The 25,031-nt window shown below is 67.4% G+C and carries 22 protein-coding genes; 11 read left to right on the plus strand and 11 right to left on the minus strand.

Annotated features, from left to right (window positions below; translation table 11 throughout):
• Positions 1 to 22: 22 nt before the first annotated feature.
• The 4 genes from SANBI_RS08260 to SANBI_RS08275 all read left to right on the plus strand — a co-directional run bounded on the left by SANBI_RS08260 (position 23) and on the right by SANBI_RS08275 (position 4,487).
• Entirely contained in the window at positions 23 to 1,285 is a 1,263-nt protein-coding gene (locus SANBI_RS08260) for a zinc-dependent alcohol dehydrogenase (protein ID WP_319160701.1), read from the plus strand.
• The gene (locus SANBI_RS08265) at positions 1,282 to 2,343 is read left to right on the plus strand and encodes an NAD-dependent epimerase/dehydratase family protein (protein ID WP_319160703.1); all 1,062 of its coding nucleotides are present in this window, start codon (positions 1,282 to 1,284) and stop codon (positions 2,341 to 2,343) included. The genes SANBI_RS08260 and SANBI_RS08265 overlap by 4 nt, the downstream gene beginning before the upstream one ends.
• A 1,413-nt stretch (positions 2,344 to 3,756) precedes the next feature.
• Complete coding sequence (locus SANBI_RS08270; RefSeq protein ID WP_319160705.1) at positions 3,757 to 4,212, plus strand: hypothetical protein; 456 nt, start codon at positions 3,757 to 3,759, stop codon at positions 4,210 to 4,212.
• Entirely contained in the window at positions 4,209 to 4,487 is a 279-nt protein-coding gene (locus tag SANBI_RS08275; RefSeq protein WP_319160707.1) for a hypothetical protein, read from the plus strand. Before SANBI_RS08270 ends, SANBI_RS08275 begins: the two co-directional genes overlap by 4 nt.
• A 286-nt stretch (positions 4,488 to 4,773) precedes the next feature.
• Here SANBI_RS08275 and SANBI_RS08280 read toward each other — a convergent pair whose 3' ends face one another.
• Positions 4,774 to 5,067: a hypothetical protein gene (locus tag SANBI_RS08280; protein WP_319160708.1), complete on the minus strand. Its 294-nt coding sequence runs from the start codon at positions 5,065 to 5,067 to the stop codon at positions 4,774 to 4,776.
• Between the two features lie 435 nt (positions 5,068 to 5,502).
• Here SANBI_RS08280 and nrdH point away from each other — a divergent pair, with 435 nt between their 5' ends.
• On the plus strand, positions 5,503 to 5,736 hold the full coding sequence (nrdH, locus tag SANBI_RS08285; protein WP_319160710.1) for a glutaredoxin-like protein NrdH: 234 nt from the start codon (positions 5,503 to 5,505) through the stop codon (positions 5,734 to 5,736).
• A gap of 177 nt (positions 5,737 to 5,913) precedes the next feature.
• On the opposite strand, the gene SANBI_RS08290 is transcribed toward nrdH, so the two are convergent.
• The 4 genes from SANBI_RS08290 to SANBI_RS08305 form a co-directional block, all read right to left on the minus strand.
• Entirely contained in the window at positions 5,914 to 6,153 is a 240-nt protein-coding gene (locus SANBI_RS08290; protein ID WP_319160712.1) for a hypothetical protein, read from the minus strand.
• A 51-nt stretch (positions 6,154 to 6,204) separates the two neighbouring features.
• A complete protein-coding gene (locus SANBI_RS08295; RefSeq protein WP_319160714.1) occupies positions 6,205 to 6,378 on the minus strand; it encodes a hypothetical protein in 174 nt (57 codons plus the stop codon).
• Positions 6,379 to 6,544: 166 nt separating this feature from the next.
• Entirely contained in the window at positions 6,545 to 7,105 is a 561-nt protein-coding gene (locus SANBI_RS08300) for a TetR/AcrR family transcriptional regulator (protein ID WP_319160716.1), read from the minus strand.
• A 15-nt stretch (positions 7,106 to 7,120) separates the two neighbouring features.
• Positions 7,121 to 8,653: an MFS transporter gene (locus SANBI_RS08305; RefSeq protein WP_461786665.1), complete on the minus strand. Its 1,533-nt coding sequence runs from the start codon at positions 8,651 to 8,653 to the stop codon at positions 7,121 to 7,123.
• Between the two features lie 357 nt (positions 8,654 to 9,010).
• Between SANBI_RS08305 and SANBI_RS08310 the strand changes: the two genes are divergently transcribed.
• Complete coding sequence (locus tag SANBI_RS08310; protein ID WP_319160718.1) at positions 9,011 to 10,795, plus strand: ABC transporter ATP-binding protein; 1,785 nt, start codon at positions 9,011 to 9,013, stop codon at positions 10,793 to 10,795.
• A gap of 357 nt (positions 10,796 to 11,152) precedes the next feature.
• Complete coding sequence (locus tag SANBI_RS08315) at positions 11,153 to 12,196, plus strand: NAD(P)/FAD-dependent oxidoreductase (protein ID WP_319160720.1); 1,044 nt, start codon at positions 11,153 to 11,155, stop codon at positions 12,194 to 12,196.
• Between the two features lie 192 nt (positions 12,197 to 12,388).
• Here SANBI_RS08315 and SANBI_RS08320 read toward each other — a convergent pair whose 3' ends face one another.
• The 4 genes from SANBI_RS08320 to SANBI_RS08335 all read right to left on the minus strand — a co-directional run bounded on the left by SANBI_RS08320 (position 12,389) and on the right by SANBI_RS08335 (position 15,321).
• On the minus strand, positions 12,389 to 12,628 hold the full coding sequence (locus tag SANBI_RS08320) for a cupin domain-containing protein (RefSeq protein ID WP_319160722.1): 240 nt from the start codon (positions 12,626 to 12,628) through the stop codon (positions 12,389 to 12,391).
• A gap of 10 nt (positions 12,629 to 12,638) precedes the next feature.
• A complete protein-coding gene (locus tag SANBI_RS08325) occupies positions 12,639 to 13,016 on the minus strand; it encodes a GNAT family N-acetyltransferase (RefSeq protein ID WP_319160724.1) in 378 nt (125 codons plus the stop codon).
• Positions 13,017 to 13,832: 816 nt separating this feature from the next.
• Positions 13,833 to 14,486 carry a hypothetical protein gene (locus tag SANBI_RS08330; RefSeq protein WP_319160726.1) on the minus strand — a complete coding sequence of 218 codons (654 nt, stop codon included), beginning with the start codon at positions 14,484 to 14,486 and terminating at the stop codon, positions 13,833 to 13,835.
• A 256-nt stretch (positions 14,487 to 14,742) separates the two neighbouring features.
• The gene (locus SANBI_RS08335; protein ID WP_319160728.1) at positions 14,743 to 15,321 is read right to left on the minus strand and encodes a recombinase family protein; all 579 of its coding nucleotides are present in this window, start codon (positions 15,319 to 15,321) and stop codon (positions 14,743 to 14,745) included.
• 670 nt (positions 15,322 to 15,991) lie between these two features.
• Between SANBI_RS08335 and SANBI_RS08340 the strand changes: the two genes are divergently transcribed.
• Positions 15,992 to 16,318 carry a transcriptional regulator gene (locus tag SANBI_RS08340; RefSeq protein WP_319160730.1) on the plus strand — a complete coding sequence of 109 codons (327 nt, stop codon included), beginning with the start codon at positions 15,992 to 15,994 and terminating at the stop codon, positions 16,316 to 16,318.
• Positions 16,319 to 16,491: 173 nt separating this feature from the next.
• On the opposite strand, the gene SANBI_RS08345 is transcribed toward SANBI_RS08340, so the two are convergent.
• Positions 16,492 to 20,586, minus strand: a complete 4,095-nt coding sequence (locus SANBI_RS08345; protein ID WP_319160732.1) for a beta strand repeat-containing protein — start codon at positions 20,584 to 20,586, stop codon at positions 16,492 to 16,494.
• A 351-nt stretch (positions 20,587 to 20,937) separates the two neighbouring features.
• On the opposite strand from SANBI_RS08345, the gene SANBI_RS08350 reads away from it, so the two are divergent.
• Both SANBI_RS08350 and SANBI_RS08355 read left to right on the plus strand, forming a co-directional pair.
• Positions 20,938 to 21,393: a hypothetical protein gene (locus SANBI_RS08350; RefSeq protein WP_319161222.1), complete on the plus strand. Its 456-nt coding sequence runs from the start codon at positions 20,938 to 20,940 to the stop codon at positions 21,391 to 21,393.
• An 89-nt stretch (positions 21,394 to 21,482) separates the two neighbouring features.
• Complete coding sequence (locus SANBI_RS08355; RefSeq protein WP_319160735.1) at positions 21,483 to 22,466, plus strand: zeta toxin family protein; 984 nt, start codon at positions 21,483 to 21,485, stop codon at positions 22,464 to 22,466.
• A 292-nt stretch (positions 22,467 to 22,758) separates the two neighbouring features.
• Here the strand turns inward: SANBI_RS08355 and SANBI_RS08360 are convergent, their stop codons facing one another.
• Complete coding sequence (locus SANBI_RS08360) at positions 22,759 to 24,120, minus strand: low temperature requirement protein A (RefSeq protein ID WP_319160737.1); 1,362 nt, start codon at positions 24,118 to 24,120, stop codon at positions 22,759 to 22,761.
• Between the two features lie 199 nt (positions 24,121 to 24,319).
• On the opposite strand from SANBI_RS08360, the gene SANBI_RS08365 reads away from it, so the two are divergent.
• Positions 24,320 to 24,880, plus strand: coding sequence for a type 1 glutamine amidotransferase domain-containing protein (locus tag SANBI_RS08365; protein WP_319160739.1), 561 nt, complete (start codon positions 24,320 to 24,322; stop codon positions 24,878 to 24,880).
• Positions 24,881 to 25,031: the final 151 nt, after the last annotated feature.

The raw sequence follows: 25,031 nt of genomic DNA on the forward strand, positions 1-25,031 counted from the left end.
TGGATCACCCGAGGAGCACACAGTGCGCGCACTCACCTGGCAGGGACGCGAGAACGTCAGCGTCGAGACCGTCCCCGACCCCACCATCGTCGAGGCGACCGACGCCGTCATCCGGGTCACCTCGACCGCCGTCTGCGGGTCTGACCTGCACCTCTACAGCGTCCTCGGCGCCTTCATCGACCCCGGTGACATCCTCGGCCACGAGCCGATGGGCATCGTCGAGGCCGTCGGCCCCGAGGTCACGCACATCGCCCCGGGGGACCGCGTCGTCGTCCCCTTCAACATCTCGTGCGGTCGCTGCTGGATGTGCACGCGCGGTCTGCAGTCCCAGTGCGAGACGACCCAGGTGCGCTCCCAGGACAAGGGTGCCGCGCTGCTGGGCTACACCAAGCTCTACGGCCAGGTCGCCGGCGGTCAGGCCGAGTACCTGCGCGTCCCGCAGGCCCACTACGGACCGATCAAGGTGCCCGACGACGGTGCTCCTGACGAGAAGTACCTCTACCTCTCCGACGTGGTGCCCACCGCCTGGCAGGCCGTGGAGTACGCGCAGGTCCCCGACGGCGGGTCGGTGACGGTCCTGGGTCTCGGGCCGATCGGCCAGATGTCCGCGCGCATCGCCCGGCACCGCGGGGCCGGGCAGGTCATCGGGGTCGACCTCGTCCCCGAGCGTCTGGCCATGGCACGCCGGCACGGGATCGACGTGATCGACCTGCGCGAGGTCGACTCGGTCCCGGAGGCCGTCAAGGCGCTCACCCACGGTCGCGGGACCGACTCGGTCATCGACGCCGTCGGTATGGAGGCGCACGGCTCCCCGGTCGGCAAGGCCGCGCAGATCGGTGCGGGGATGCTCCCCGACGCGCTCGCGCGCCCGATGATCGAGAAGGCCGGGATCGACAGGCTGGCTGCCCTGCACACGGCGATCTCGACGGTCCGCCGCGGCGGCACCGTGTCGATCTCTGGCGTGTACGGGGGCGCGATCGACCCGATGCCCCTCATGGAGATGTTCGACAAGCAGGTCACGCTGCGGATGGGGCAGGCGAACGTCCACCGCTGGACCGACCAGCTGCTCCCGCTCGTCTCGGACGACACCGACCCGCTCGGCGTCCTGGACCTGCGCACCCACAGGGTGGCCCTCGAAGACGCCCCCGCCGCCTACTCGACCTTCCAGAAGAAGGAGGACGGCTGCATCAAGGTCGTCCTCGACCCGACGCTCCCGAGTACCGCTGCCGCTGAGACGGCGCAGACGGCCGAGACCCACGACGCCCCCGCTGGACGCCACGCGTGAGGGTCGTCGTCGTCGGTGCGAGCGGCAACGCAGGGACGGGGCTGCTCCGTGCCCTGCACGCGGCGCCCGAGGTGACGTCGGTCGTCGGGGTGTCGCGTCGGCGCCCCGACCTCGACGCCGAGCCCTTCCGCGGGGTCGAGTGGTTCCAGCGGGACGTCGCCCTCGACGACCTCACGCGGGACGGCTCCAGGGAACGGGTGCTCGTCGGCGACCTCGCGCAGGTCTTCGCCGGGGCTGACGCCGTGGTGCACCTGGCGTGGCTGATCCAGCCGAACCGGGACCGCGAGCTCTTGCGGCGCACGAACGTTGAGGGCACCCGGCACGTGGCCCTCGCGGCCGCAGCGGCCCGGGTGCCCCACCTGGTGGTCGCGTCCTCGGTGGGCGCGTACTCACCTGTCGTCGACGACAAACTGCGCGACGAGACCTGGTCGACGGGTGGTGTCCCGACCTCGCACTACAGCGTGGACAAAGCAGCGCAGGAGCGGGTTCTCGACGACGTCGAGGCCGCCCACCCGGAGATGGTCGTCACGCGGCTGCGACCCGCGCTGATCTTCCAGCCCGACGCCGGGGCCGAGATCGCACGGTACTTCCTCGGTCCTCTCGTGCCCCGGTCGGTCTTGCGACCCGGGGTGCTGCCGGTCGTCCCGCTGCCGACGGGCCTGCGTCTGCAGGTGGTCCACGCCGACGACGTGGGCCGTGCCTACCTCGCCGCGGTCCTGCACCGCGACGCCGCGCGGGGTGCCTTCAACATCGCGCACGACCAGGTGCTGCGGGCCGACGAGCTCGCGAGCATCCTCGACCACGGCAGGTCGGTCGGTGTGCCCCCGGCCGTGCTGCGCAGGCTCGTCTCGATCGCCTACGACCTGCGCCTGATCCCCACAGACCCCGGGTGGCTCGACATGGCGATGGGCGCACCGCTCATGAGCACAGACCGGGCGCGCAGCCTCCTCGGGTGGGAGCCGAAGCACAGTGCCGCGGACACTCTCGAAGACCTGCTGCACGGTCTGGCATCCATGGAGGGGGTTGCCAGCCCGCCGATGCGGGCGACGAGGACCTGAAGTCAGGCTCGACCTGAGGACACGACCAGGCTGCGGCGGGGGGTAGACCAACGAGGTCTAGGGCCCGACGTCTGCGCATCCGGTTGCTGGCACCCTCCTTGAGGTGCCCGCAGGCTCACTCCACGCCGTCAGCCCCGTCGCGATTCTCACCATCGACTTCGACGGCGGTCCGGCCCGCTGAACGGGCCGGACCACCGCAACGCGCGAAGACTCTCCACCTGGCCCTGTCAGCTCGTGTGGGGCTGACTAGGACCGGCGTTCACCAGGCCCCAGGTGAGCGCTGGGGCCTTCTCATCTCCTGGTGACCAACGAGCTTATCGTGACTCCCTTCTGCGGTCTGCCGACCGAGAACGGGCGCGACCGCAGACTCGAAGTGCCTACACCAGGGCGTAGGCTAGTCACGACCTCCACAGTCATGACGCCTCCGATGAAGCGACCGAGAGCCATTCTCGAACCTCCGTCGGAGGCGTTTCCTATCAAACACCCTCAGGTATGGGAATGTCCAGCGGCAGTGTGAATAGGCATGCGTCCTCTCCCATTTCGCAGACCGTGCCGACGTTCGTCGGACGCCCAGGCGAGATGAGGACGCCGTCGAATGACCTCTGGTGCCGCTTCGCGCACGCCCGCCATGACTCCCGAATGGGCCGCTGACCTGCGGATACGTCTCTCGCGGCGTCGGTCGGACTGTGTGAAAACGTTCGTGTCAAATTTTGAAGCCGCTACGTATCTCGGTTCGTATCTCGGTTCGTATCTCGTTATCTAACTAGGTGTGAATCCCAGTTGCGGTCGTATCGTCCAAGTGTTTTTGGATCACAACTTGTATGCCAGATTTTCTCCGGTTCTGGTTTTCGCCAACGGATGCCCGTCTGGTTTTCACCATCGGTGATCGCGAACAACTTTTCAACACTGGCTTCCAACACCTCGACAAGTTCGGTCGGTCTCGTGTTGAGCCACGGATCATCTACGCGACGTCGCGCCTACCGCCCCGGGAGTCCATCGCAGCGACTCGCCTCCGGCTCCTAGCTGCTCAACGCACCCGGGCGTAGGCCAAGACAGTGCGACCACCACGGTGGCACCGCGCCCAGGGCGCAGCACCACGAGCTGAGCGCCTCCGGCGCCCTCTTCCCGATCAACGCACCGGCACATCGTCGTGTCGGTGCGTTCGGCGTCTCACCAGGCCGGTACACCCCTGCGCACCCCAGACAACCCGACCCCCGCCGGCAGTGGGGGAGAGGGAACAGGACGGTGCTCCGCACCAAGAGTCCCCGACTCGAGCTCGAAAGCGCCAGCGGTGGTCGCGTGGCTCTGGGGCCCTCGCTCCGGGGGGTACCTCGTGCGTACCGGTGAGACCCGAAGAACAGGGCACTCACCGGCCGACCGAACCGACGAGGACCAACCCGCGAGGAGCACCCCATGAACACCACGACCGAGATCCAGGACACCGACACCCAGACGTTCTGCGACGACTGCACCGGCGCGATGACCCCCGACGACGCGGGGGAGTGGACCACCTGCCCCGACGCGCGAGACACCTGCATCGACTGCTGCCCGTGCTGCGGCACCGGACTCTTCTTCGAGTTCGGCGGCCGCGTCTTCCCCGCCGTGGCCACCGGCGCCCCCTGGAACGGGTCCGTGACACCGATCGTCACGCGGGCGATCGCCGCGGCCGTCGCTGACTTCATGGACGAGGAGGGGGCGCTGGCGACCATGACGTTCGAGGGCCAGACCCTCGTCGTGCGCGACCTCGAGGGCAACCAGGCCGACGAGCACCTGACCCCCACCCCCGGCGGGCACTACGACTTCGGCGGCCTGGGCTTCGCGTTCTCCCGCGACAACGGCCCGGCCGACTACGACGAGGTGGACCGATGAGCCCGCGCGCGATCGCGGACAGCCCCGACCTGCTCGACTTCCTCGCGGAGGTCGAGCAGGCCACCGCGGCCAGGGGCGTGCACTGCATCTTGCCGAACATGTCGATCGCCTGCGGAGAAGACCTCATCGCTCTCTGCAGGCGCCGACGCGGTGATCGCGCCCGGCGCACCACGACCACCACCACCACCGAGACCACGTGCCCGGACTGCCTGGCAGTGGGAGACCTGCGGGCGATCTCCCGGGCGATGAACGGGCAACAGGCCGGGGTGAAGTAACCCCATGAACCGCAGCCGTGCGCTAGCGTCGGACCCCGACGCCCGTCCCAGGGATGCCCTGCCCCCTGCGGCAGACCCGGGAGGGTCGTCGTCGTCACCGCACGTCGCCGGCGCGACTTGCGAGGGGACACACCCCCTCGCGCTCCCCCGACCGTGGTCACCTCGGGGCGCCCCTCGCACACCTGTGGACGGCCCGAGCTCCGACGCTGCGCGGCTCCACCCGCCCACAGGGGCACGACGGGACCCACGAGCAGCCCGCACACCGGCTACCGCCCGTGCACGGCCCTCACGTCGAGGGCCAGGGCTCACCGGTGCCGGGGTGGCGCAGCTCGGTGCGTACGTCCTCACGCGAGAGCCACGTCATCCGTGTCTGGGCCTCGCGGGCGCTGGGGTGCCAGCGCACCAGCACCCGGTCGCGCGCCGAGCGCACCACTACGCCTGGGACGACCTGCGTTGACGTTGACCACACCAGGCGCACCAGCACCGGGATCTCGTGCGACCCCGGCCACCGGCGCACCGCGCGCTCGGGCGGAGCCGCCAGAGCGTTGCGCGGGGCGAGGAACAGCCGGCCGTCGGTCATCGAACAAGTGTACGAACGGATTGGCCGGGGTGAAGCCGGAGCCTCGTCTTTGGACCCCGCCCCGACAGCGAGCCACGTCCTGACCCCCTGCCCTTCCAGTCTGCCCAGGAGGCGCCCTCGAACGGGCGGGTCGGCTGTGGACAAGCCGGCTCGCCGCTGCGCGTCGACGAGCTGACGGAGGCCGCTGCGCGGCCGCGGTTTCCCCGAGAGGCGAGGATCGTTCCTGCCGCTCCATCATTGCCGCCGCGCCCTCCGCGCAAGCAGCTGCGCTGCCGGCTTCTCCGAGAGTTTCACGGCCGCGTCGCTTCGCTCCTCCCATCGGCCATGAAACTCTCTCCTCCACCGCCCTACGGGTTGCACTCCAGGCGCTCAAACGGCACTGGCTCCGCTATCAGGACGATCCCTTCACCTGACCGACACCCGCAGGAGGACCCCATGACCACCAGCCCCGTCACCGTCTACTCCAAGCCCGCCGGCGTCCAGTGCGACGCGACCTACCGGGCCCTGGACAAGCACGGCATCGCCTACGACGTCGTCGACCTCACCCAGGACCCGACCGCCCTCGAGCTCGTGCGCTCCCTCGGCTACCTCCAGGCCCCCGTCGTCATCGCAGGCGACACCCACTGGTCCGGCTTCCGACCCGACCAGATCACCGCTCTGACCGCCTGACCCACGCACAGCCCGCACGCGCCTGGTCGGCGGCCGCCGTGTGGGTGGCTCGCCATAGCGTCTGGCGGGCTACCTGAGTGCTGCCAGCCCCGACGCTGAATGGCCTGAAGAGCTAGAGCAAGTGCGCCCCAGAAACGATCGTTTGGGGGAGCCCATAGGACGCGGGTCGGGGGCTGGTCAGGAAGTGCGTGGGTCGGTGCCGATGGCGGTACGCGGCACCTCGGTGAACGGGACGGGCTCACCGATGTGGTGGATTCTCCAGCTGCTCCCTGGGACGATCGCGATCTCTGGGCGCCACACGAGGGTGACGTGCGCTGTGGCGGGGACGTCCGCTGTGTTCGTCACGGAGTGCTCGTCGGTCTCGACCAGGCGCACGTACGCCACGTCGGGGGCGTCGAACCCGTAGAGCGGGCTCATGCTGATCTTTAGGCCGGACTCGAAGAGTGTGCGAGCTCGAGAGAAGTGGCCTCAGGTGCCGGCCGACTCGGGTGTGACGAACGCTCCGAGGATCATCGCCTCGTCCGGGGAGGTCTCGAGCCCTGAGCGGAACACTTGAACGAAGAACGAGGGATGCCACTCAGGCAGCGACTCGTACTCGTAGCTGGCGTCGTCCTCGGCAGTCCAGCTCAGTTCATCGCCCATGAGGTCATCGTGCCCGACGCCTCGCCTCGTGTCACTCGCCGGCCACCGTTAACAGCACCGCTGAGGCCAGCCCGAACGATCGCGCGATGGACTGCGTAGCCAGGGAGCGCGGCGCGATCGAGACCCTGCGGGAGGTCATGGCTGGTGCGGGAGAGGTGTCGAGGATTCAGGCGGGTTCTTGCTGGTGTGAGAAGGGCTGAGCGATGAGCTCGACGATCGCGGTCCGCACTGCTGGTGGTAGGGGTTGGTTGGAGAGGGCTTCGTGCATCCACAGACCGTCGGCGGCCAGGCGTGCGACGAGCCGTGAGACGGTTTCCTGGTCGGTCGGGTCGATCGCATCGGGTTCGATCGGTGGTGTCCACCGGTCCATGACGACGGTCCAGGGCGACATGTACTCGGGTGTGCTCACCCCCTCGAGCAGGAGCTGGAGCTCTGCGCGGGTCGCTGTGTCGGCGCAGACACGCACGTACGCGGCGAGGCGTTCGTCGTCGGTGGCCTCTTCGGCGGTCTTGCCGGCCGAGCGCGTCATGGCCTCGTCCCAGGCTTGCGCCTGGTGCTCGTGCAGCGCGGCCAGGAGGTCGTCGCGGGAGGGGAAGTGGTACATGATCCCCCCGCGCGTGAGGCCGGCCTCGGCTGCCACGGAGTCGAAGGTCACCGCTGTGACCCCTGAGTCTTGAACGACGCGGGTGGCGGCGTCGAGGATCAGCGTCTTCTTGCTGGTTCGCACGAGTCTCCTTGAAGGTCAGTGGCCGGAGTCATAGGACGAGGAGGCGCTTCCCGGGCCGTAGCGCCACAGCAGCGAGGTGGTCAGGACTGCCCCGACTGCAAGGACCGCCGCCACGATGACCATGACGACGGAGTACCCGTGGTCGAAGGCCTTGAAGGCAGCCTCCAGGATGCCAGGTTCGGAAGCGCCCGAGCTCAGCGCGCCGGAGATGGACTTCCCGGCTTCTGCGGGGGCTCCTGGTGGCAGGGCGATGGTGCTGGTGTAGATCGCGGTGAGCATCGACCCGAGGAGCGCGACGGCAGTGAGGCTGCCGAACTCGTAGGACACCTCTTCCAGCGACGAGGCCATCCCGGCGCGGCGGGGCGGCACGTTGCCGACGATCGCGGTCGAGGCGACCGACATGGACGCACCGAGTCCCATGCCGGTCAGCACGAGACCGGTGATCATCCATCCCAGGCCGGACTGGAAGGTCGAGACAGTCACCACCACCCCGGCGGCGCTGAGGGCCAGCCCGCCACCGATGAGGGTCCTGAGGCCCACGACGTGCAAGAACGCACCCCCGAGCAACCCGGTCGGCAGCGCGCCGACTGCTACGGCCGCGACCAGCGCACCGGCCTCGAGTGGGCTGAGACCTTCCACCAGCTGAAATCGCTGGCTGGTGACGAGCTGGATGCCTCCCGAGGCGAACATGGCGAATGCGGCGGCGAGGATCCCGGCGGAGAAGGCCTTGGTGCGGAAGATCGAGAAGTCGAGCAGGGGCTGGTCCAGTCGGGTCTGGCGGCGGGTGAAGGTCGCCGCACCGATAGCGGCTGCCACGAGGGCAGCGAGCACGACGGGCCAGGACGGGCCGGGCTTGGTGACCTCCTTGAGCGCCAGGACCAGACCGACCATCGCGACCATCACCTGGACCGAGGAGATCAGGTCCCAGGACTTCGAAGGGTCGGGGTCGTTGCGCGGTGCGACCTTGAGCATGACGAGCAACGCGACGATCGCGACCGGGACGTTGACGAGGAACACCGAGCCCCACCAGAAGTGCTCCAGGAGCGCACCTCCCACGATCGGCCCGAGGGCGCTGCCGACCAGCGCGATGCTGCCCCACACTGCGATCGCGATGTTGCGCTCACGCTCGACCGTGAAGGCCATGCGGATGAGGGCGAGCGTCGCAGGCATCATCGACGCCGCTCCCACGGCCAGCAGCGCGCGGCCGGCGATGAGAACGCCAGGGTTGGGCGCGAAGGCCGCGACCAGAGAAGCCGCGGCGAAGATGACCAGTCCGATGAGGAACATCCGCTGGTGACCCACCCGGTCACCGAGCGTCCCGGCTCCCAGCAGCAGGCCTGCCATGACCAGCGGATAGGCGTTGATGATCCACAGGCCCTGCGACGGGGAAGCACCGATCTCTGCGGTCAAGGTCGGCAGCGCGGTGTAGAGGATCGAGTTGTCGAGGGTGATCAGCAGCAGCCCTGCGCTCACTGTGACAAGCAGCATCCAGCGCTGCCGGGAGGTCGAGGTCGGTGCTGTCGATGGCGCATGGTTGGTCTTGGTCACGGCGTAACTGTACCATCTAGAAGGTATAGTTATGGAGGTAGGGGTGCGCTAGAACCCTGCGCAACCCGCCGAAGCTGGAGGAACTCTCCAGCGCGCTGAAGCCGATCGTTTTCGGTTTGCCGTCCGCGCGCCTCGGCGACGTCGAGGCTGCCCAGCCTCGATCTCGGCCGCCGAGCACGACCACTCTGATCCTGGTCACCGCACCGGGCGGGAAGGCTGGTCGACGCATGTCGGCCAGCCTGCGCAGGGCCGGCTGCGAGGTGGCGGACGAGGCCACGAGAGCGACCTGGCCGAACGGGAGACCTCGGCTGCGCTGGCACAAGCAACCTAGAGAGCGACGAAGAGGAAGACATGACGATGAACTTCGACCGAACGGGCGAGCCCATCACGTCCCAGCGGCGGTGGTCGAAGGTGAGGGTCCTCTTGGCGTTGGTGCGCCCTCACCGGCGCACGCTCCTGCTCAGCCTGTTCCTGGGCCTCGGGGCCACAGCCGCGTCCCTGGCGACCCCCATGGCGACCAAGGCCGTGCTCGACTCCCTCGGAGCGGACTCCTCACTGGCGAAACCTGTCGGATTGCTGCTCGGCCTCGTGGTGCTCGGGGGAGTCAGCGGCTTCGCCCAGTGGTTGCTCCTGGGCCGTCTGGCCGAGCGCATCGTGCTGACCGCCCGACAATCACTGGTCCGACGCTTCTTCCAAGGATCGGTTGGCGACGTGCAACGCCACTCACCCGGCGAGCTGGTCAGCCGAGTCACCTCCGACACCGTTCTGCTGCGCGAGGCCGCGTCCTCCAGTCTGGTCGACCTGGTCAACGGCACCGTGGCGCTTGTGGGGTCCATCGTCTTGATGGCTGTGCTCGATGTCCCGCTGCTGCTGAGCACGATCATCGCGCTGGTCCTCATCGGTATCGTCATGGCCGTCCTGATGCCGCGCATCGGCGCTGCTCAGCACCGCGCCCAGCAAGCAGTGGGCCGCCTCGGTGGGCTCCTCGAGGGCGGGGTCCGGGCGCTGCGGACCGTCAAAGCCAGCCGCGCGGAAGGGCGCGAGAGCGAGCGAGTCCTGGCTCAAGCCAGGGACGCCGAGCGTCACGGCGTGCGGGCTGCGGTCATCGAAGCCGGGGCGTGGAGCATCGCCGGCGGCGGCATCCAGCTGGCGATCATCGCGATCCTGGCGATCGGAGCCTGGAGAGTCGGCGAGGGGGACCTGACCGTGCCGACCTTGATCGCCTTCTTGCTGTACGCCTTCCAGCTCGTAGAACCGGTCACCCAGCTGACCACGACGTTCAGCACGCTGCAGTCGGGGCTCGCCGCTGCCACCCGCATCCAGGAGGTCGAGGAGATCGAGACCGAAGACACCTCCCACGGAGGCTCGTTCCCCCACCACGGGACGACCGGCGCGGAGATCCGTCTCCAGGACGTGACCGTGACCTACCCCGCGTCGAAGCGGCCCGCTCTGGACGCCGTCACCCTCAGCTTCCCCAGGCACGGTCACACAGCGATCGTCGGCCCCTCAGGAGCTGGCAAGACATCCGTGTTCTCGTCGCTGCTGCGGTTCACCGAGCCCGGTGCGGGCACCATCACGATGGACGGGGTCTCCTACGCCGATCTGAGCATCGATGCGGTCCGGTCCCGCATCACCTACGTCGAGCAAGAGACACCACTGCTGCCGGGAACGGTCCGGGAGAACGTCGCCTACCGCTACCCCCAGGCAGACGACGAGGAAGTCTGGGCGGCGCTGCGCGCCGTGTTCCTCGAAGACAAGGTGCGTTCGTTGCCCGGACAGCTCGACGAGCCCGTCTCGGGCACATCACTCTCCGGCGGTGAGCGCCAGCGGATCGCCCTCGCGCGAGCAGTGGTGCACCAGCCCGAGGTGCTCCTGCTGGACGAAGCTACAGCCCAGCTCGACGGGCTCACCGAAGTCGCAGTCCAGCGCGTGATCCGCGAGGTGGCCCTCCACGGCAGCGTCGTGACCATCGCACACCGCCTCTCCACGGTGGTCGACGCCGACCGGATCTACCTCATGGAAGCCGGGCACGTCCGAGCATCAGGAACCCACCAAGACCTTCTGGCCACCGATCCGCTCTACCGCGAACTGGTCGACGCTCTCGCCATCCCCACCCTGCCAGAACCCGCGCCTCACCCGTGAAGCTGCGGTGATCCGTGCATGCTACAAGAGGTCGATCCTCGACGCAGTCGACTCGGTCAGCAACCTCGATGCACAGTCACCGAAAACGATCGTTTCCGGTGGGGTGAGTGGCGGACGTCGACGAGGCGCACCAGAATCGGTGCCCGCCCGAAACGGGGTTTTGAATCGGTCACCGTTTCTGGTGGGCCGCCCATGGGGGAAGTTTCGGTGCGGCCGTTACCTGCAGAACCACCGTCCGATGCCGCCTCTTCGTCGCGATCAGCGGGTCCCGCCTGAGGTGATTGCGATGGGCGGGGACCCTTCGACACTCTCCAGCGAAAGGCAGTGGAGCGCTCTCGATATGTACCCTGGACGACCATGTACACAAGTCGCACTGCTACGAGCCGTCGCATAGTCGTGGTGGGGGCTGGGGTCGTCGGCGCTTCGGTCGCCCATCATCTGGTCCGTGCAGGGCACGAGGTCGTGGTCCTCGACAGTGGGTATCCGGCTGGCGGTGTGACAGGGGCGTCGTTCGCATGGGTCGGTTTGGCCAAGAGCTCCGCTGATGTGCACACAGAGCCGCTGCGAGCTCGCGCCATGGCTGAGTTCGACCGTGTCGTCACCGAGATCTCCGCCCCGATCGGGCTCCGTCGATGTGGTGCCATCACCTGGGAAGAGGACGACTCCGCGACGAACAGGTTCGTGGCAGCACACCAGGACGCCGGTCATCGGATGGAGCACCTCAGCGGTCCCGAACTATCCGTGCGTGAGCCGGCGCTTGTCCAGGTTCCCTCAACTGCGGCCTTCGCTCCTGATGACCTCGGTGTTGATCCGGTGGCATACACACGGTCACTACTGCAGAGCGCTCAGCAGTCCGGCGCGGTTTTCCGGGCGCCAACCCAAGTCATCGCTCTGCTAACAGACGACGATCGAGTCCGGGGTGTCCTGACAGACCACGGAGAGATCACGGCAGAGAGTGTGGTCCTCGCGGCCGGAACCGGGTCCACCAGGCTTGCTCAGATGGCTGGCGTACATGTCGACGTTGCTGCGTCGCCGTGCTGTCTGCTCACGTTCTCCACGCCTCGCCCCCTGGTACGCAGCATCCTTTCCACCCCTGACTTCGAGGTCCGCCAGCTAGACGACAACACGCTCCTGGCAGCTGAGGACGTCCCACTTGGCTTCTCCGGTGACCCGGCCGAGATCGCTTCGACCACCCTCGAAGCACTCCAATCACACCTCTATGGCGCCAATGAGCTGCGCCTGAAGCAAGCCGTCATCGCCGACCGCCCCATGCCCACCGGTGGCCGGCCACTGGTAGGACCAGCTCCGGGAGTACCGGGGCTCTACTTGGCAGTCGCCCACCCTGCGGTGATCCTGTCTGCAGCGATTGGAAGTCAGGTCGCTTCTGACCACACTCTCTAACCGAAGGACACGGTCTGGATTCACCAGAACCTCGATCCTGGCGACGCCAACAGCCCCCTTGGGTTTCGGGCAGCCAGAACCAGCATGAGAGCGACCCCCCAGAAACGGTGTCCGGACAGCCCTGTGTCTGGTGGCCACGTCCACGAGCTGTCTGCCCCACCACCGAGAATGATCGTTGCCGGCGAGCCTGGTCTAGGCGCAGATGGCGACGAGGTCGCAGCCGTTCTCACCGGCGATGACGTAGCGCGTCGACTCCTTGGTCACGGCGACGAAGTGGCCCACGGTGAGGGCGGTGTGCTGCTCGTCGACGACAAGCCAGCCTGATCCGCGCACGATCGCGTAGACGTCTTCGACTTCGTCGGAGAGGTGGTCATGGGGTTCGGTGCTTGCGCCAGCGGGGAGCTCGACCTTATAGACCTCAAAGGCTGACACCCCTAGGGGCTCAGTGCTTTTTGACGAACCGCACCTGGCCGTCTTCCTGGACGCCGTCGTCCTGCCATCCGAGGTGGCGGTAGAAGCCGTTCGCCCGGACGTCTCGATCGCGGTCCGTGACGAGCCAGGTCTCAGAGACACCCTGCTCGGCAAGCCAGCGCTCCGCCGTCTCGAGCAACGCACGTCCCAAGCCCTGGCCCTCGAAGTCCGGTCGGACGAACAACGCGAAGACCGTTGCCTCCTCGGCGTCGACCATCACGAAGCCGACGACCTGCCCCTCCAGCTCGGCGACCCAGCCGCGCCCAGACCCACGCAGCATGCCCGGCAGAGACTCGGCAGTGATTCCGTCCGCTGCGAGCTCTTCGACTGTCATGTGGTTCTCGCGCACGGCCGTCCTGACAGCTGAAACTGAGGTCGAGGTGCAGAGGATGGCATGCGCGCCATGATCCCAGACCCGCGGACCCGCAGACCAGCGAGCCAGCAGCGGGGTGCGAGGAATTCCGTCGCGGCTCCCGACGCCCACCCTGCTCGTGTGCCTCGAAAACGATCGTTTTCGGGTGAGGTCGCGGCAGGTCCAAGCTGAGCGCGACACGCCGATCACGACCGCACCGAAACCTGCCCCCGAAACCTCGTCGACCCGAAACCCGGCACCAGGCGTTTCTGGTGCGTACGGGGGAGGGGGTGTCGCCCCTCGCACACCTGGGGACGGCCCGAGCTCCGACGCTTCGCGGCTCCACCCGCCCACAGGGGCACGACGGGACCCACACTCGCCCGACGGTGCGCCTGGCTGCGCGCTGTCTGCGCACCGGTATCGGTGAGACCTTCTGCGTAGGGCAGTTGGCTCTTGGTGAGGCCGAAGCGGCGACCCGGATCGGAGTCAGGGGCGGGGAGACATACCGGCTCTGTGTGTTTGGCTGTCGGCGAGATACGCTCTGGAAATGGAGACTTCTCAGGTGGATGAGCGCGATGCTCAGGTTGAGATGCAGGTGGACGGGTACCGGGTGGCGGTGGTCCACCCGGGTCGTCGAGTGAGCACCTTCAATGTCGATGGGTGCTCAGCGGAGGAGGCGCGGGCATGGGCTGTCGAGCACTCTAGAGAGGGGGGTTACTCGCTGGCGGCGAGGTTCGATCACAGTTCAGGGGACGGAGTCACCTTGATGTGGTTGACTCCGCCCCCTGAGGACGTGATGGACGAGTTGGACGGTTAAGAGCAGACTGCAGTCTTCGTCGTCGGCTTGCAGAACACCGTTCCGGAGAGGTCTGAGCCCACCTTGAAGCCGGTCGGTGTGATGATCTCGACCGTCGACGAGCCCTGGTAGTGGCCGGTGAAGGTCCCCCCCAGGCCGCTCTTCGGGGTGTAGAAGGTGTTCTTGGAGCCGTTCACCTTGACCGTCCGCGTCTCCTCGCTCGACCGCAGAGACGACCACTTGATGCCGTTGCTGGTATCGCCAGCGAACTTGGCGCTGTCCCACATGAGGCCGCCCCGGACACGGATCGTCGCCGTGGCCGGAGGATTCCCAGTTCCGGTGCACGTGACGACGGTCTTGTAGATGACGTAGATCTCGCCCTTCTTGCGTGCACCCTCTGAGACGTGGGGGTTCTGCGCATCGGGCGTACAAGCGATGGTGTAGCCGGAGGCCCGCAAGACGATTGCCTCACCCTCACCCTCACCCTCGGCGCCAAGGCCGGCCTCTGCAGGCGACGCGTCCGGATTCTCGAAGCTGAGAATATCCCCGGTCTCCACAGAGTGGATCTCCTCCGGGGAAACGATGTCTTCAGCCGAAGGTGGTGCGTCATCGAGCGGCGAAGGGGCCTCAGCAGAAGCGGCCGACGCTCCCAGGCTCATCATGCCGATCATCGTGGTGGCGATGGCGATGGACCGCCGAGCACGAGTGGACAAAGCGCGCATCATCGAAACTCTCCGATCACGAGCCGTGCGGCTCGAGGGAAGGGGCCAGTGCGACCGCATCGCCGCGCAGGCGACGAGGGTCCTGCTCATTCCCCGCAGCGCCCCCGCTGAACCGAAACTAAGACTGTGACCAGCCCATACACAAGGTCCTGAGAGTGGGCGCGCTAGGTTTCACCCGCTTCGGAGAAGCGACGTGGAAGCGCTGCTAACTGAGAGTGGCGATGCGTCGATAGAGGGTGGCCCTGGACATTCCGAGGTCGCGTGCGACCTGGCTGGCGGGCTCGCCGGCTTCGACAAGTCGTTGTGCGTTGCGGATCTGACTGTCGGTGAAGACAGGGCGGCGGCCGCCGAGATCGCCGCCTGCAGAACGGCGTTTGGTGACGGAATCGGTGATGCGTTCGCGCTTGATCTCGAGCTCCATCTGGGCCAGTGCGGCCATGACGGTGAAGACCATGGAGCCAGTGGGGGAGGATGTGTCGACGTTGGCGCCTCCGAGGTTGAGCACACGCAACGCTGCTCCTCGGTTCTTGAGCTCGTCGGCGAGGGTGAGCATGTTCACCGTCGAGCGACCGAGGCGGTCGAGGGTGGTGATCACAAGTGTGTCGCCAACGTGGAGTGCAGCCAGGGCGAGGTCGAACTGCGGCCGGCGTGCTCGAGCACCCGAGACCCCGTGGTCGACGTAGAGGTCGTCGCGCCGGACGCCGGCGCTGAGGAGATCGTCGACCTGACGGTCGGCCGACTGGTTTCTGGTCGATACCCGCGCGTAGCCAATCAACTTACCCATAGTGACCTCGAATGTGTCTCGCAACCAATGTTGGCGACATTGAATCTAGCCGATGGATGCGAGACATAGTTGCGAGACTCGCCGGCCGGCCAAGCGTGGTCGACGTGCGCCGTTCGGACGAGACGTCTCGTAACTCTAGGGTTGTGAGGCGCCTCCGCCACCCGGCGACCACCGAAGTTTTCCGTGGTGGAAACCTCTGCTATGTTTCCGGCATGGAAAACTTGCCTTCTTCGACTGCGGCGCGCCAGCTGGAGCTGGCGACGACATCGCGACGACGCACGGGTGACCGCCTTCACAGCTCGCTCCTGGCGTATGTCGCCCTTGGGCTGCTCTGGGCCTCGCCGATCGCAGCGATGGTTGCGGGGATGGTCTGGGCTGCTCGCATTGGGCTGGCCGCAGTGGCGATCACCGCCGTGTGGGCGACTCTTCTCAAACGCAAGCAGGGGGTAGCTATGGCACCCATTGATCCGAGGTCAGAGGCATCTCGGTACGGGGCCTGGCTCCTGTTCTCCTGGGCGGCTTGCGCGCTCACGGGCCTGTGGGCTCACGCTGTGGATGCCCCTGCTGTGGTTCTCACGGTCGCAGCGGTGAGCGCAGTGGCGACGACGATCTTGGGATCTCTGATCGACCGCGCGATCGTGGGGGCCGCTCGAGAGATGGCGATCTCGGGATGAGCATCGAGGTCGACCAGGTGATTCACGCACCGAACCGGCTCGCTATCTGCGCGATGCTCTCCGGCGCCAGTGCCGTCGAGTTCGGGGTGATCCGCGATGAGCTCGACGTCTCTGACTCTGTAGCCAGCAAGCACCTGAAGGTGCTCGTCGACGCTGGCTACGTCACCTTCGAGTCCAGGACGACCGAGACAAGCCGACGCCCGCGCACCTGGGCTTCCCTGACTCCGGTGGGACGTGACGCGCTGACCGAGTATGTGAAGAGGCTCCAGCAGATCATCCAGACGGGCGCGCAGGGCCAGACGGCTCAGCCTTCCGCGGGGTAGTCAGGGCGCCTCAGCCCGGCCTGCGAATGAGACGCCTTGCAACCCATGAGATGCGAGGCATTAGTGGACAGGGTGTCGCTGTCGACCTGTGCCTCGTATGTGGTTCATCGCTGACGCAGCCAACAGTGGTTCGCCCGCTGATACCGGGGTACCAGCGGGCGGACCGTAGAAGGCTAGGGCTCCTCGCGGCGACCTGTAGTTCGCAGGACCGCGACTCCGAGCAGAACAAGCAGGAAGGCGATGCCTGCAACACCGACGAGCGCGCTACCCGTCACCGGTAGCCCCGGGATGAGTCCCGACGCGGGCACGACGGGCACGGTGACCGTCGACGAAGGCACCGGCGGGAGCTCGGAACCGGGCGGCGGGGTACCCGTCGCCGTGGCCGTGTTGGTCAGGCCGGGGCCCGCCATGTCCGCAGTGGTCACCGTGTACTGCGCGGTGAACGTCTGCGATTCCCCCGGGGCCAGCGCCGCCGACGCGGGGCTGACGGCCCCCAGGTCGCCAGTGCCGGAGAACTCCGTCTCGACTGGGGCCGCGTCGGTCACGGTGACGTTGCCGGTGTTCGTGACGACGAACGAGTACCTCACGACCTGGCCAGCGGCGGTGATCTCTGTGAGGTCCGCGGACTTCACGACTGTTAGTGCCGGGGTCGGGGCCGAGGGGATTTCGACCGTTGAGGGCGGTGACTCGATCGGCGGACCGGTGGGCGGGACGCCCGTGGCCGTTGCGGTGTTGGTCGTGCTCCCTCGGTCGATGTCGGCCTGGGTCAGTGTGTAGGTCGCGGTGAAGGTGGTCGACTCGCCGGCCGCGAGGGTCTCGACTGCGGCTGGCGTGATCGCTCCCAGTTCGCCGGTGCCATCGAACTCGCCCTCGTCGACCGTGACGTCAGTCAGGGTGACGTTGCCGGTGTTGGTGACCAGGAACGAGTAGGTCAGCTCCTGGCCAACCTCGTAGGAGTCTTGGCCGGCGGGGTCGACAGACTTCACGATTGTCAAAGTCGGGGTCGGGGCCGAGGGGATTTCGACCGTTGAGGGCGGTGACTCGATCGGCGGACCGGTGGGCGGAACGCCCGTGGCCGTTGCGGTGTTGGTCGTGCTCCCTCGGTCGATGTCGGCCTGGGTCAGTGTGTAGGTCGCGGTGAAGGTGGTCGACTCGCCGGCCGCGAGGGTCTCGACTGCGGCTGGCGTGATCGCTCCCAGTTCGCCGGTGCCATCGAACTCGCCCTCGTCGACCGTGACGTCAGTCAGGGTGACGTTGCCGGTGTTGGTGACCAGGAACGAGTAGGTCAGCTCCTGGCCAACCTCGTAGGAGTCTTGGCCGGCGGGGTCGACAGACTTCACGATTGTCAGTGCCGGGGTCTGCACCGGTGGGATCTCGACCGTTGATGGCGGCACCGGAGGTAGCTCGGTTCCCGGAGGCGGGGTGCCACCAGCGGTTGCCGTGTTCGTCAGAACGCCTCCATCGACGTCCGCCTGGGTGACGGTGTAATCGGCGGTGAACGTGGCCGACTGGCCGGGGATCAGCGTGGCTGACTCAGGAGTGATGGCCCCCAGGTCGCCAGTGCCCGAGAACTCCGTCTCGACGGGCGCCGCGTCGGTCACGGTGACGTTGCCGGTGTTCGTGACGACGAACGAGTACCTCACGACCTGCCCGGCGGCGGTGATCTCCGTGAGGTCTGCGGACTTCACGACTGTCAGTGCCGGGGTCGGGGCCGAGGGGATCTCCACCGTCGAGGGCGGCGACTCGACCGGCGGACCGGTGGGCGGGACGCCCGTGGCCGTTGCCGTGTTGGTCGTGCTCCCTCGGTCGATGTCGGCCTGGGTCAGTGTGTAGGTCGCGGTGAACGTGGCCGACTCGCCGGCAGCGAGGGTCTCGACCGCGGCAGGCGTGATCGCTCCCAGCTCGCCCGTGCCATCGAACTCACCCTCGTTGACCGTGACGTCAGTCAGGGTGACGTTGCCGGTGTTGGTGACCAGGAACGAGTAGGTCAGCTCCTGGCCAACCTCGTAGGAGTCTTGGCCGGCGGGGTCGACAGACTTCACGATTGTCAGTGCCGGGGTCTGCACCGGTGGGATCTCGACCGTTGATGGCGGCACCGGAGGTAGCTCGGTTCCCGGAGGCGGGGTGCCACCAGCGGTTGCCGTGTTCGTCAGAACGCCTCCATCGACGTCCGCCTGGGTGACGGTGTAATCGGCGGTGAACGTGGCCGACTGGCCGGGGATCAGCGTGGCTGACTCAGGAGTGATGGCCCCCAGGTCGCCAGTGCCCGAGAACTCCGTCTCGACGGGCGCCGCGTCGGTCACGGTGACGTTGCCGGTGTTCGTGACGACGAACGAGTACCTCACGACCTGCCCGGCGGCGGTGATCTCCGTGAGGTCTGCGGACTTCACGACTGTCAGTGCCGGGGTCGGGGCCGAGGGGATCTCCACCGTCGAGGGCGGCGACTCGACCGGCGGACCGGTGGGCGGGACGCCCGTGGCCGTTGCCGTGTTGGTCGTGCTCCCTCGGTCGATGTCGGCCTGGGTCAGTGTGTAGGTCGCGGTGAACGTGGCCGACTCGCCGGCAGCGAGGGTCTCGACCGCGGCAGGCGTGATCGCTCCCAGCTCGCCCGTGCCATCGAACTCACCCTCGTTGACCGTGACGTCAGTCAGGGTCACGTTGCCCGAGTTGGTCACCAGGAACGAGTAGGTCAGCTCCTGGCCAACCTCGTAGGAGTCTTGGCCGGCGGGGTCGACAGACTTCACGACTGTTAGTGCCGGGGTCGGGGCCGAGGGGATTTCGACCGTTGAGGGCGGTGACTCGATCGGCGGACCGGTGGGCGGGACGCCCGTGGCCGTTGCGGTGTTGGTCGTGCTCCCTCGGTCGATGTCGGCCTGGGTCAGTGTGTAGGTCGCGGTGAAGGTGGTCGACTCGCCGGCCGCGAGGGTCTCGACTGCGGCTGGCGTGATCGCTCCCAGTTCGCCGGTGCCATCGAAGTCACCCTCGTTGACCGTGACGTCAGTCAGGGTGACGTTGCCGGTGTTGGTGACCAGGAACGAGTAGGTCAGCTCCTGGCCCACCTCGTAGGAGTCCTGGCCGGGGTCGACGGACTTCACGACTGAGATGTCAGATATCGGGTTCGTCGTACAAGCGGTGTTCGTAGGTTCGCACGTGGTTGGCGGGGTGCCGCCGGTGGGGATCACGTAGTTGGAGAGTTGGTGATCGCCGGTCGCCGGGTCGTTGATTGTTACGGCGTAGGTAATGGTTGTCTGCCCGCCGGCGGGGATGACACCACTGACTCTGAAGCCATCTTCAACAAGTGGATCGATTGTGAGCGGGGATCCGTCGGAGACAGCCGGCTGGGCCGTGATCGTTGCGTCATCGAGCACGGATGACAGGTCATCAGTGTGGTCGATCTCGGCTGGCGCGGTGCCGTTGACGTTCGCGAACGTGATCGAGTACGAGACCGTCTGCCCGAGGGCAACGGCCGTTCCCGACGCCGGATCGGAGCTCTTCGCGATAGTGAGCTCCGAGCACAGCCCACTGTCCTGCTGCGATGTGGCGCCGAAGAAGGGCAGTCCAGTCGAGGCGATCGTCGTCGTCGCGACGGGTGCAGTGGAGGCAGCCGTCGGAACGCTCGCGATCTCGTAGAGGTTGCCCGTAGAACCGGCCAGGTAGATGCGGCCACCGCTCTGCGCCGCTCCGAAGGATTCGGGGACCGTGCCCACCTGCGTCACCGTGGCATCCGGGGCGATACGGAACAGTGCGTTGCCAGCTGGCCCGTTGCCAATAGCAAGGACGTCGCCGTCGGCGAGGGTCAGGAAGTCACCAGCGGATCCAAATCCGGTGGGGAACGAAGCTGCGAACGGCGTCGCAACGCCGGTGGTCGGGTCGATGCGGAAGATCTGCTGTGACACGGGGTCGCTGTTGCGCGCCGCACCAGTGAGGAGTGAGCCATCAGGCAGTGCGCTAAGCGCGTTCTGGAAGTAGCCGCTTGCTGGCATTCCCGTGATGGGGATCGAAGCAGTCTCGACACCGGTCGCTGGGTCGATGGTGTAGAGCGTCGGTACACCAGGGAGGATGCCATAGAGAGTGAGTCCATCGCTAGAGTAAGCGATATCAGTATAGGAACGCGGGACCGCCACTTCGGACTCGACCGAACCCGTCGCTGAGTACTGGATCAGACGCGGCGTCCCAGATCCGATGTTTACTGTGATGTTCCCGGGCTCGCAGATCGGTGCCGCCTGCGCGGACTGGGCCTGCGTTAGGACGTTGAAAGCGGTTAACATTGTGCAAAGAAGCGCGAAAAGGACCGCCAGAGCCACCCCCCGGCTCGCTGTGGCTGATCTCCCGACGGCTGGAGCGGCTGTTCGCGCTGGTCTCATTGAGTCCTCACAGTTGTGGAAGCAAACATAGGGCTGCTTGCGGCTCTAGGGGGACCTCAACTAGTCAAGGTTCTCCATTTTCGGGACAGCATAGACGAGATGCGCGGCGCGCAACAGGTCACGCGGGGCGCATTTCGTGTGCTGCCGTTGCCGTTGCCGCCCGTTCTATGCATACTTGCCCAGACATACGGGTCTATACATAGGGGCCTATACATAGGGGCCTATACATAGGGGCCTATACAGGAGGTGATCGTCATGGTGACGGAAGGACCGTCGATCGAGCGGGCTCTCATGCTGAGGTCTCGTCGTGCGGTCGACAATCTGGACATGCTGCGAGAGATGCGCGCGCTGGCAAAGTCGCGGTCTCAGGTCGAGCTCGCACGCGGTCTGCGGATCACGCAGCCCTCGGTCAGCTCCGCCTTGAAGACGGCGCAGAAGGTTCCGGACGTGCGCGACGGCTTCTCTGGTGCCACCCCGTATGAGATCGCCCAGCGGTACGGCGCTGGCCTGCTCAGTCAGGCTGATCTCATCGACGAGCTCGCACGGTGGGAGTACGAGTCCGTGGAGTTCACCGACGGCCCTCTGGACTGGAACGCCGGAGCGGTGACCGAGGGGACGTGGGAGGAAGTCGCGCGAGCTCTCGACGACGGTCTGCTCGAGCCTGAGGTCTATGACGCGATCATCGATCGCCAGGGAGAGCTTGGTCAGTGACGCCCGACCGCACGGACGCCCATCGCTTGCTCATCGAGCGCCTTTCTGCAGACGACGGCCCGCTGTCGAAGGACACCCCGACTGCCACCGTGAAGAACCCTGCCTGGTTCGTCGAGCGCGACGGCCGGCTAGAGATCCGCGCCGGCCGACGCGCCCTGCACCGGCAGCTGCGCGAGGAGATGCGCGAGGAGAACCCCGGCGTCAAGGCTGAGCGACGAGCCATCATCTTGGCGGGGCCTCCATTAGCCGGCAAGGGCACGACGCTGCGCCAGGAGCGCGCCGACGTGCTGCCGTCGTACTTGGTCATCGACGCCGACGACTTCAAGAAGAAGCTGCTGACCGAGGCGATGCGAGACGGCACCTATGAGTCCGTCATCAAGCCCCAGGCGATCAAGGATCTGGAGGCTGGCGGGGAGCAGTTCTTCCCGCTCGAGCTCGCGTCGTTGGTCCATGAAGAGTCGTCCATGCTCGCCGCCTCGATGCGCGATCAGGCGCTGCGTGACGGGACGAACATCGTCATCGACACGGTCCTGTCGTCACCGGAGAAGGCTGCCGATATCGGCCGACGTCTCGAGCGTGCCGGCTACGACGTCGAGGTGATCGACGTAGAGGTTCCCTACGCGCTCTCGGAGGAGAGGATCGCCAGTCGGTGGCGGGGTGACTACCTCGACGCGCTGGACAAGGGCGAGGGGCTCGGAGGTCGGTGGGTGCCGGCTGAGTTCGCGCGTGAGGTCTTCAACGGACCCGACGGCAAGTCACGCCCTGAAGCCGTGGCCCAGGGCCTCGCGGAGAGCGCACCGAACGTGGTTCGGTTCTCTCGGTACCGCACCGAGCGCGAGGGCGCTCCTCGGGTTCTAGAGGTCGACAAGGTGCGCGTGAAGCCCGGTGGGCCGCTGGTCGATCGACAAGCCACGCTGCTCTCCAGCGCGGTGCAGGCGAGCCGGGCGACGAAGGGTCGCAGCGTCCCGGGCCTCGCCCCGTCGGCCGGCCGTCGGATACCCCTGAGCGGCGGGAAGCGACCGCCGAACGAGGTCCCGAGCGGTAGCCGCCTGCGGCTCTGCGGGATGGTGTGAGAGGTCTAGTTCGACACGGCCCCGTGTTCCCGATAGATGCCAGCACGGACGGGAGAGGCCCCCGTCAGGGGTGCGGCTCAGCCGCATCGCTTCGCAACGCGAAGCGCCCTTGACGGGGTCTGTCTCGTGTGAGGATCACTGGTTCGGCGAGATGGTGAGATGCACCCCACCAGGCCGTGCACGGACCGCACACGCACGTCGTGAGCCGACGTGCCTAGGGTGACGGTGCGGTCGGTGTGCCGGCGGGTGATGAGCGTCCCGCCTTCCACCTGTGGTCGGGTGGAGCCCGGCGCTACGCCCGCTCCTGCGCAGGCTCGCGCCTCGAGACGACCACGTCGCCGACGATCACCGCGAGCAGCACAGCGTTGGACACCCAGTTGAGCGTGAGAGGTGCTGCCCAGGGGTGCGCCGCGAACAGCGCGGCGACGGCGACGATGCCGACCAGGTGGGGGAGCGACCAGCGTCCGCCCGTCGCCCTGCGGAACAGCAGGTTGCCGAGCAGATACACGGCGGCCGCCCCGCACACCAGGCCGGCCGTCCACGGGTCGCTCCCGTGCGTCGCGGCGCTGCCCGCGACAGTCCCGGCGTGGTCGAGCGACCCCGCGGCCACGCCCGCGGCGTGCTCCGCGCCACCAGCACCACCTGTCGGGGCCAGCAGCACGAGCTCGTCGGCGACGGCCGTGAGCACGATCCCGAGGACCAGGAGGAACGGCACGTACGTGTAGGCCGTCTGCGCGACCATTCCCGTGGTGGAGTCCGCCCGGGCGAAGAACTCTGTCGCGCGCCGCTCGGACCTGTCGAAGTACAGCAACCACATGAGGACCGTGCTCGCGAAGGCCGCCCCGAAGGACAGCAGGGTCACCGCCGTCACCTCGAGCTCGGCGAAGGCGGTGCCTGTGATGATGATCGACTCACCGAGGCTGATGATGACGAACAGGCTGACCCGCTCGGCCATGTGGTCCGCGCGGACGGTCCAGGTGCGCGGGTCGGTGCGGCCGAAGAACGGCACGGCGAACATCGCGCGCGGTCCCGCGTAGTCGATGAGCACAGCCGCGCCCCACAGCCCCAGGCGCAGGCCGTCGTCGACGAGCGCGCCGGTGATCCACAAGATCCCGGAGACCGACACCCACGCGGTGATGCGCAGGAACCCGGCACCGTTCTCCGACCAGCGCCGGTTGAGCGCCAGCGCCGCGAACACCGACCGCCCGACCTGGATGGTGACGTACGGGACGGCGAAGAGCAGCGCCTTGGAATCGAAGGCCTCCGGGATCGCGCTGGACATCACCAGCCCGAGCGCCATGAGGACGATGAGCATCGTGCGGACCGGCAGACGGTCAGGGTCCAGCCAGTTGGTCACCCACGTGGTGTCGATCCACAGGTACCAGACCGCCGCGCCGAGGATCAGCGTGTGCAGCAGGGTCTCCACGTCAGGGTGCGCGATGAGCGAGTGGGAGAGCTGTGTGACGGCGAAGACGAAGACGAGGTCGAAGAACAGCTCGACGTAGCCGACCTTGTCCGAGCTGTGCCCGGCTCCGTGGCGCAGCAGGTCGGCCCGCAGCCCCCACGTGCCTGGGGTGCGCGCGGGGGCGGCGCTACGGGTGGGGTGGGCTGCTGCACCTGCGGTGCCGTCGGCCTCGGGGCCCAGGTCGCTCATGGTCGCGATCTTCGCACGAGGGGCGAGTGCCTGGGGAGGGCGCCCGAGCGGCGAACCAGCCTCGCGCCAGCCCTGCGCTTCGTCGGCGTGGTGGTCGTCACCACAGCCCAGGTTGTGACCCCGTCAGATCGGCCTAGGGTCGAAGGACACCCAGCACCACCCCTGCCGGCCCCGCGCCGCCACCGAGAGGAGCACCACCATGACCACCGACCTCACCGGCCGCCGCGTCCTCGCCGTCGTCACCACCTACGGCGTCGAGCAGGACGAGCTCGTCGTCCCCCTCGAGCACCTGCGCTCCGCAGGAGCCCACGTCGACGTCGCCGCCCCGAGCAAGGACACCGTCCAGACCCTCGTCGGCGACAAGGACCCCGGCCGCTCCGTCGAGGCCGACCTCGCGCTCGCGGACGTCGACCTCGATTCCTACGACCTGCTCCTGGTGCCCGGGGGGACGCTCAACGCGGACAGCCTGCGCCTGGAGGAGAAGGCCGTCGCCGCCGTGACGACCTTCGCCCGCTCCGGGCGTCCGGTCGCCGCGATCTGCCACGGACCGTGGCTCGTCGTCGAGGCGGGGCTAGCCTCGGGCAAGACCCTCACGTCCTACCCGTCCTTGCAGACCGACGTCCGCAACGCCGGAGGCACCTGGCAGGACCAGTCCGTGGTCAGCGACCCCACCGACGGCTGGACCCTCGTGACCTCCCGCACCCCGGACGACCTCGACGACTTCCTGCGCGAGGTCGACGCGGCGCTCGCAGCCCGCTGACCCTCGCGGTCTGAGCGCGCCGCCAGCGGCGCCCGAGGGCTGTGGACCTCCGCCACCATGGCGGCTGTCCACAGCCCTTCGTGTTGTGCGTCACCGGGGAGTACCTAGGGTCGGATCAGGCTCGCCGGCTCTCGCACGACGTCGGCATGCA

The organism is Sanguibacter biliveldensis, assembly GCF_033798665.1.
Lineage (GTDB): Bacteria > Actinomycetota > Actinomycetes > Actinomycetales > Cellulomonadaceae > Sanguibacter > Sanguibacter inulinus.

Bases quoted from the DNA above. Each gene is read 5' to 3' on its own strand.
- SANBI_RS08335 (WP_319160728.1), bottom strand. From the start codon at position 15,321: ATGGGTAAGTTGATTGGCTACGCGCGGGTATCGACCAGAAACCAGTCG.
- nrdH (WP_319160710.1), top strand. From the start codon at position 5,503: ATGACCACCAGCCCCGTCACCGTCTACTCCAAGCCCGCCGGCGTCCAG.
- SANBI_RS08295 (WP_319160714.1), bottom strand. From the start codon at position 6,378: ATGGGCGATGAACTGAGCTGGACTGCCGAGGACGACGCCAGCTACGAG.
- SANBI_RS08350 (WP_319161222.1), top strand. From the start codon at position 20,938: ATGGTGACGGAAGGACCGTCGATCGAGCGGGCTCTCATGCTGAGGTCT.
- SANBI_RS08310 (WP_319160718.1), top strand. From the start codon at position 9,011: ATGAACTTCGACCGAACGGGCGAGCCCATCACGTCCCAGCGGCGGTGG.
- SANBI_RS08280 (WP_319160708.1), bottom strand. From the start codon at position 5,067: ATGACCGACGGCCGGCTGTTCCTCGCCCCGCGCAACGCTCTGGCGGCT.
- SANBI_RS08275 (WP_319160707.1), top strand. From the start codon at position 4,209: ATGAGCCCGCGCGCGATCGCGGACAGCCCCGACCTGCTCGACTTCCTC.
- SANBI_RS08270 (WP_319160705.1), top strand. From the start codon at position 3,757: ATGAACACCACGACCGAGATCCAGGACACCGACACCCAGACGTTCTGC.
- SANBI_RS08315 (WP_319160720.1), top strand. From the start codon at position 11,153: ATGTACACAAGTCGCACTGCTACGAGCCGTCGCATAGTCGTGGTGGGG.
- SANBI_RS08330 (WP_319160726.1), bottom strand. From the start codon at position 14,486: ATGATCGGCATGATGAGCCTGGGAGCGTCGGCCGCTTCTGCTGAGGCC.
- SANBI_RS08290 (WP_319160712.1), bottom strand. From the start codon at position 6,153: ATGAGCCCGCTCTACGGGTTCGACGCCCCCGACGTGGCGTACGTGCGC.
- SANBI_RS08365 (WP_319160739.1), top strand. From the start codon at position 24,320: ATGACCACCGACCTCACCGGCCGCCGCGTCCTCGCCGTCGTCACCACC.
- SANBI_RS08345 (WP_319160732.1), bottom strand. From the start codon at position 20,586: ATGTTAACCGCTTTCAACGTCCTAACGCAGGCCCAGTCCGCGCAGGCG.
- SANBI_RS08340 (WP_319160730.1), top strand. From the start codon at position 15,992: ATGAGCATCGAGGTCGACCAGGTGATTCACGCACCGAACCGGCTCGCT.
- SANBI_RS08360 (WP_319160737.1), bottom strand. From the start codon at position 24,120: ATGAGCGACCTGGGCCCCGAGGCCGACGGCACCGCAGGTGCAGCAGCC.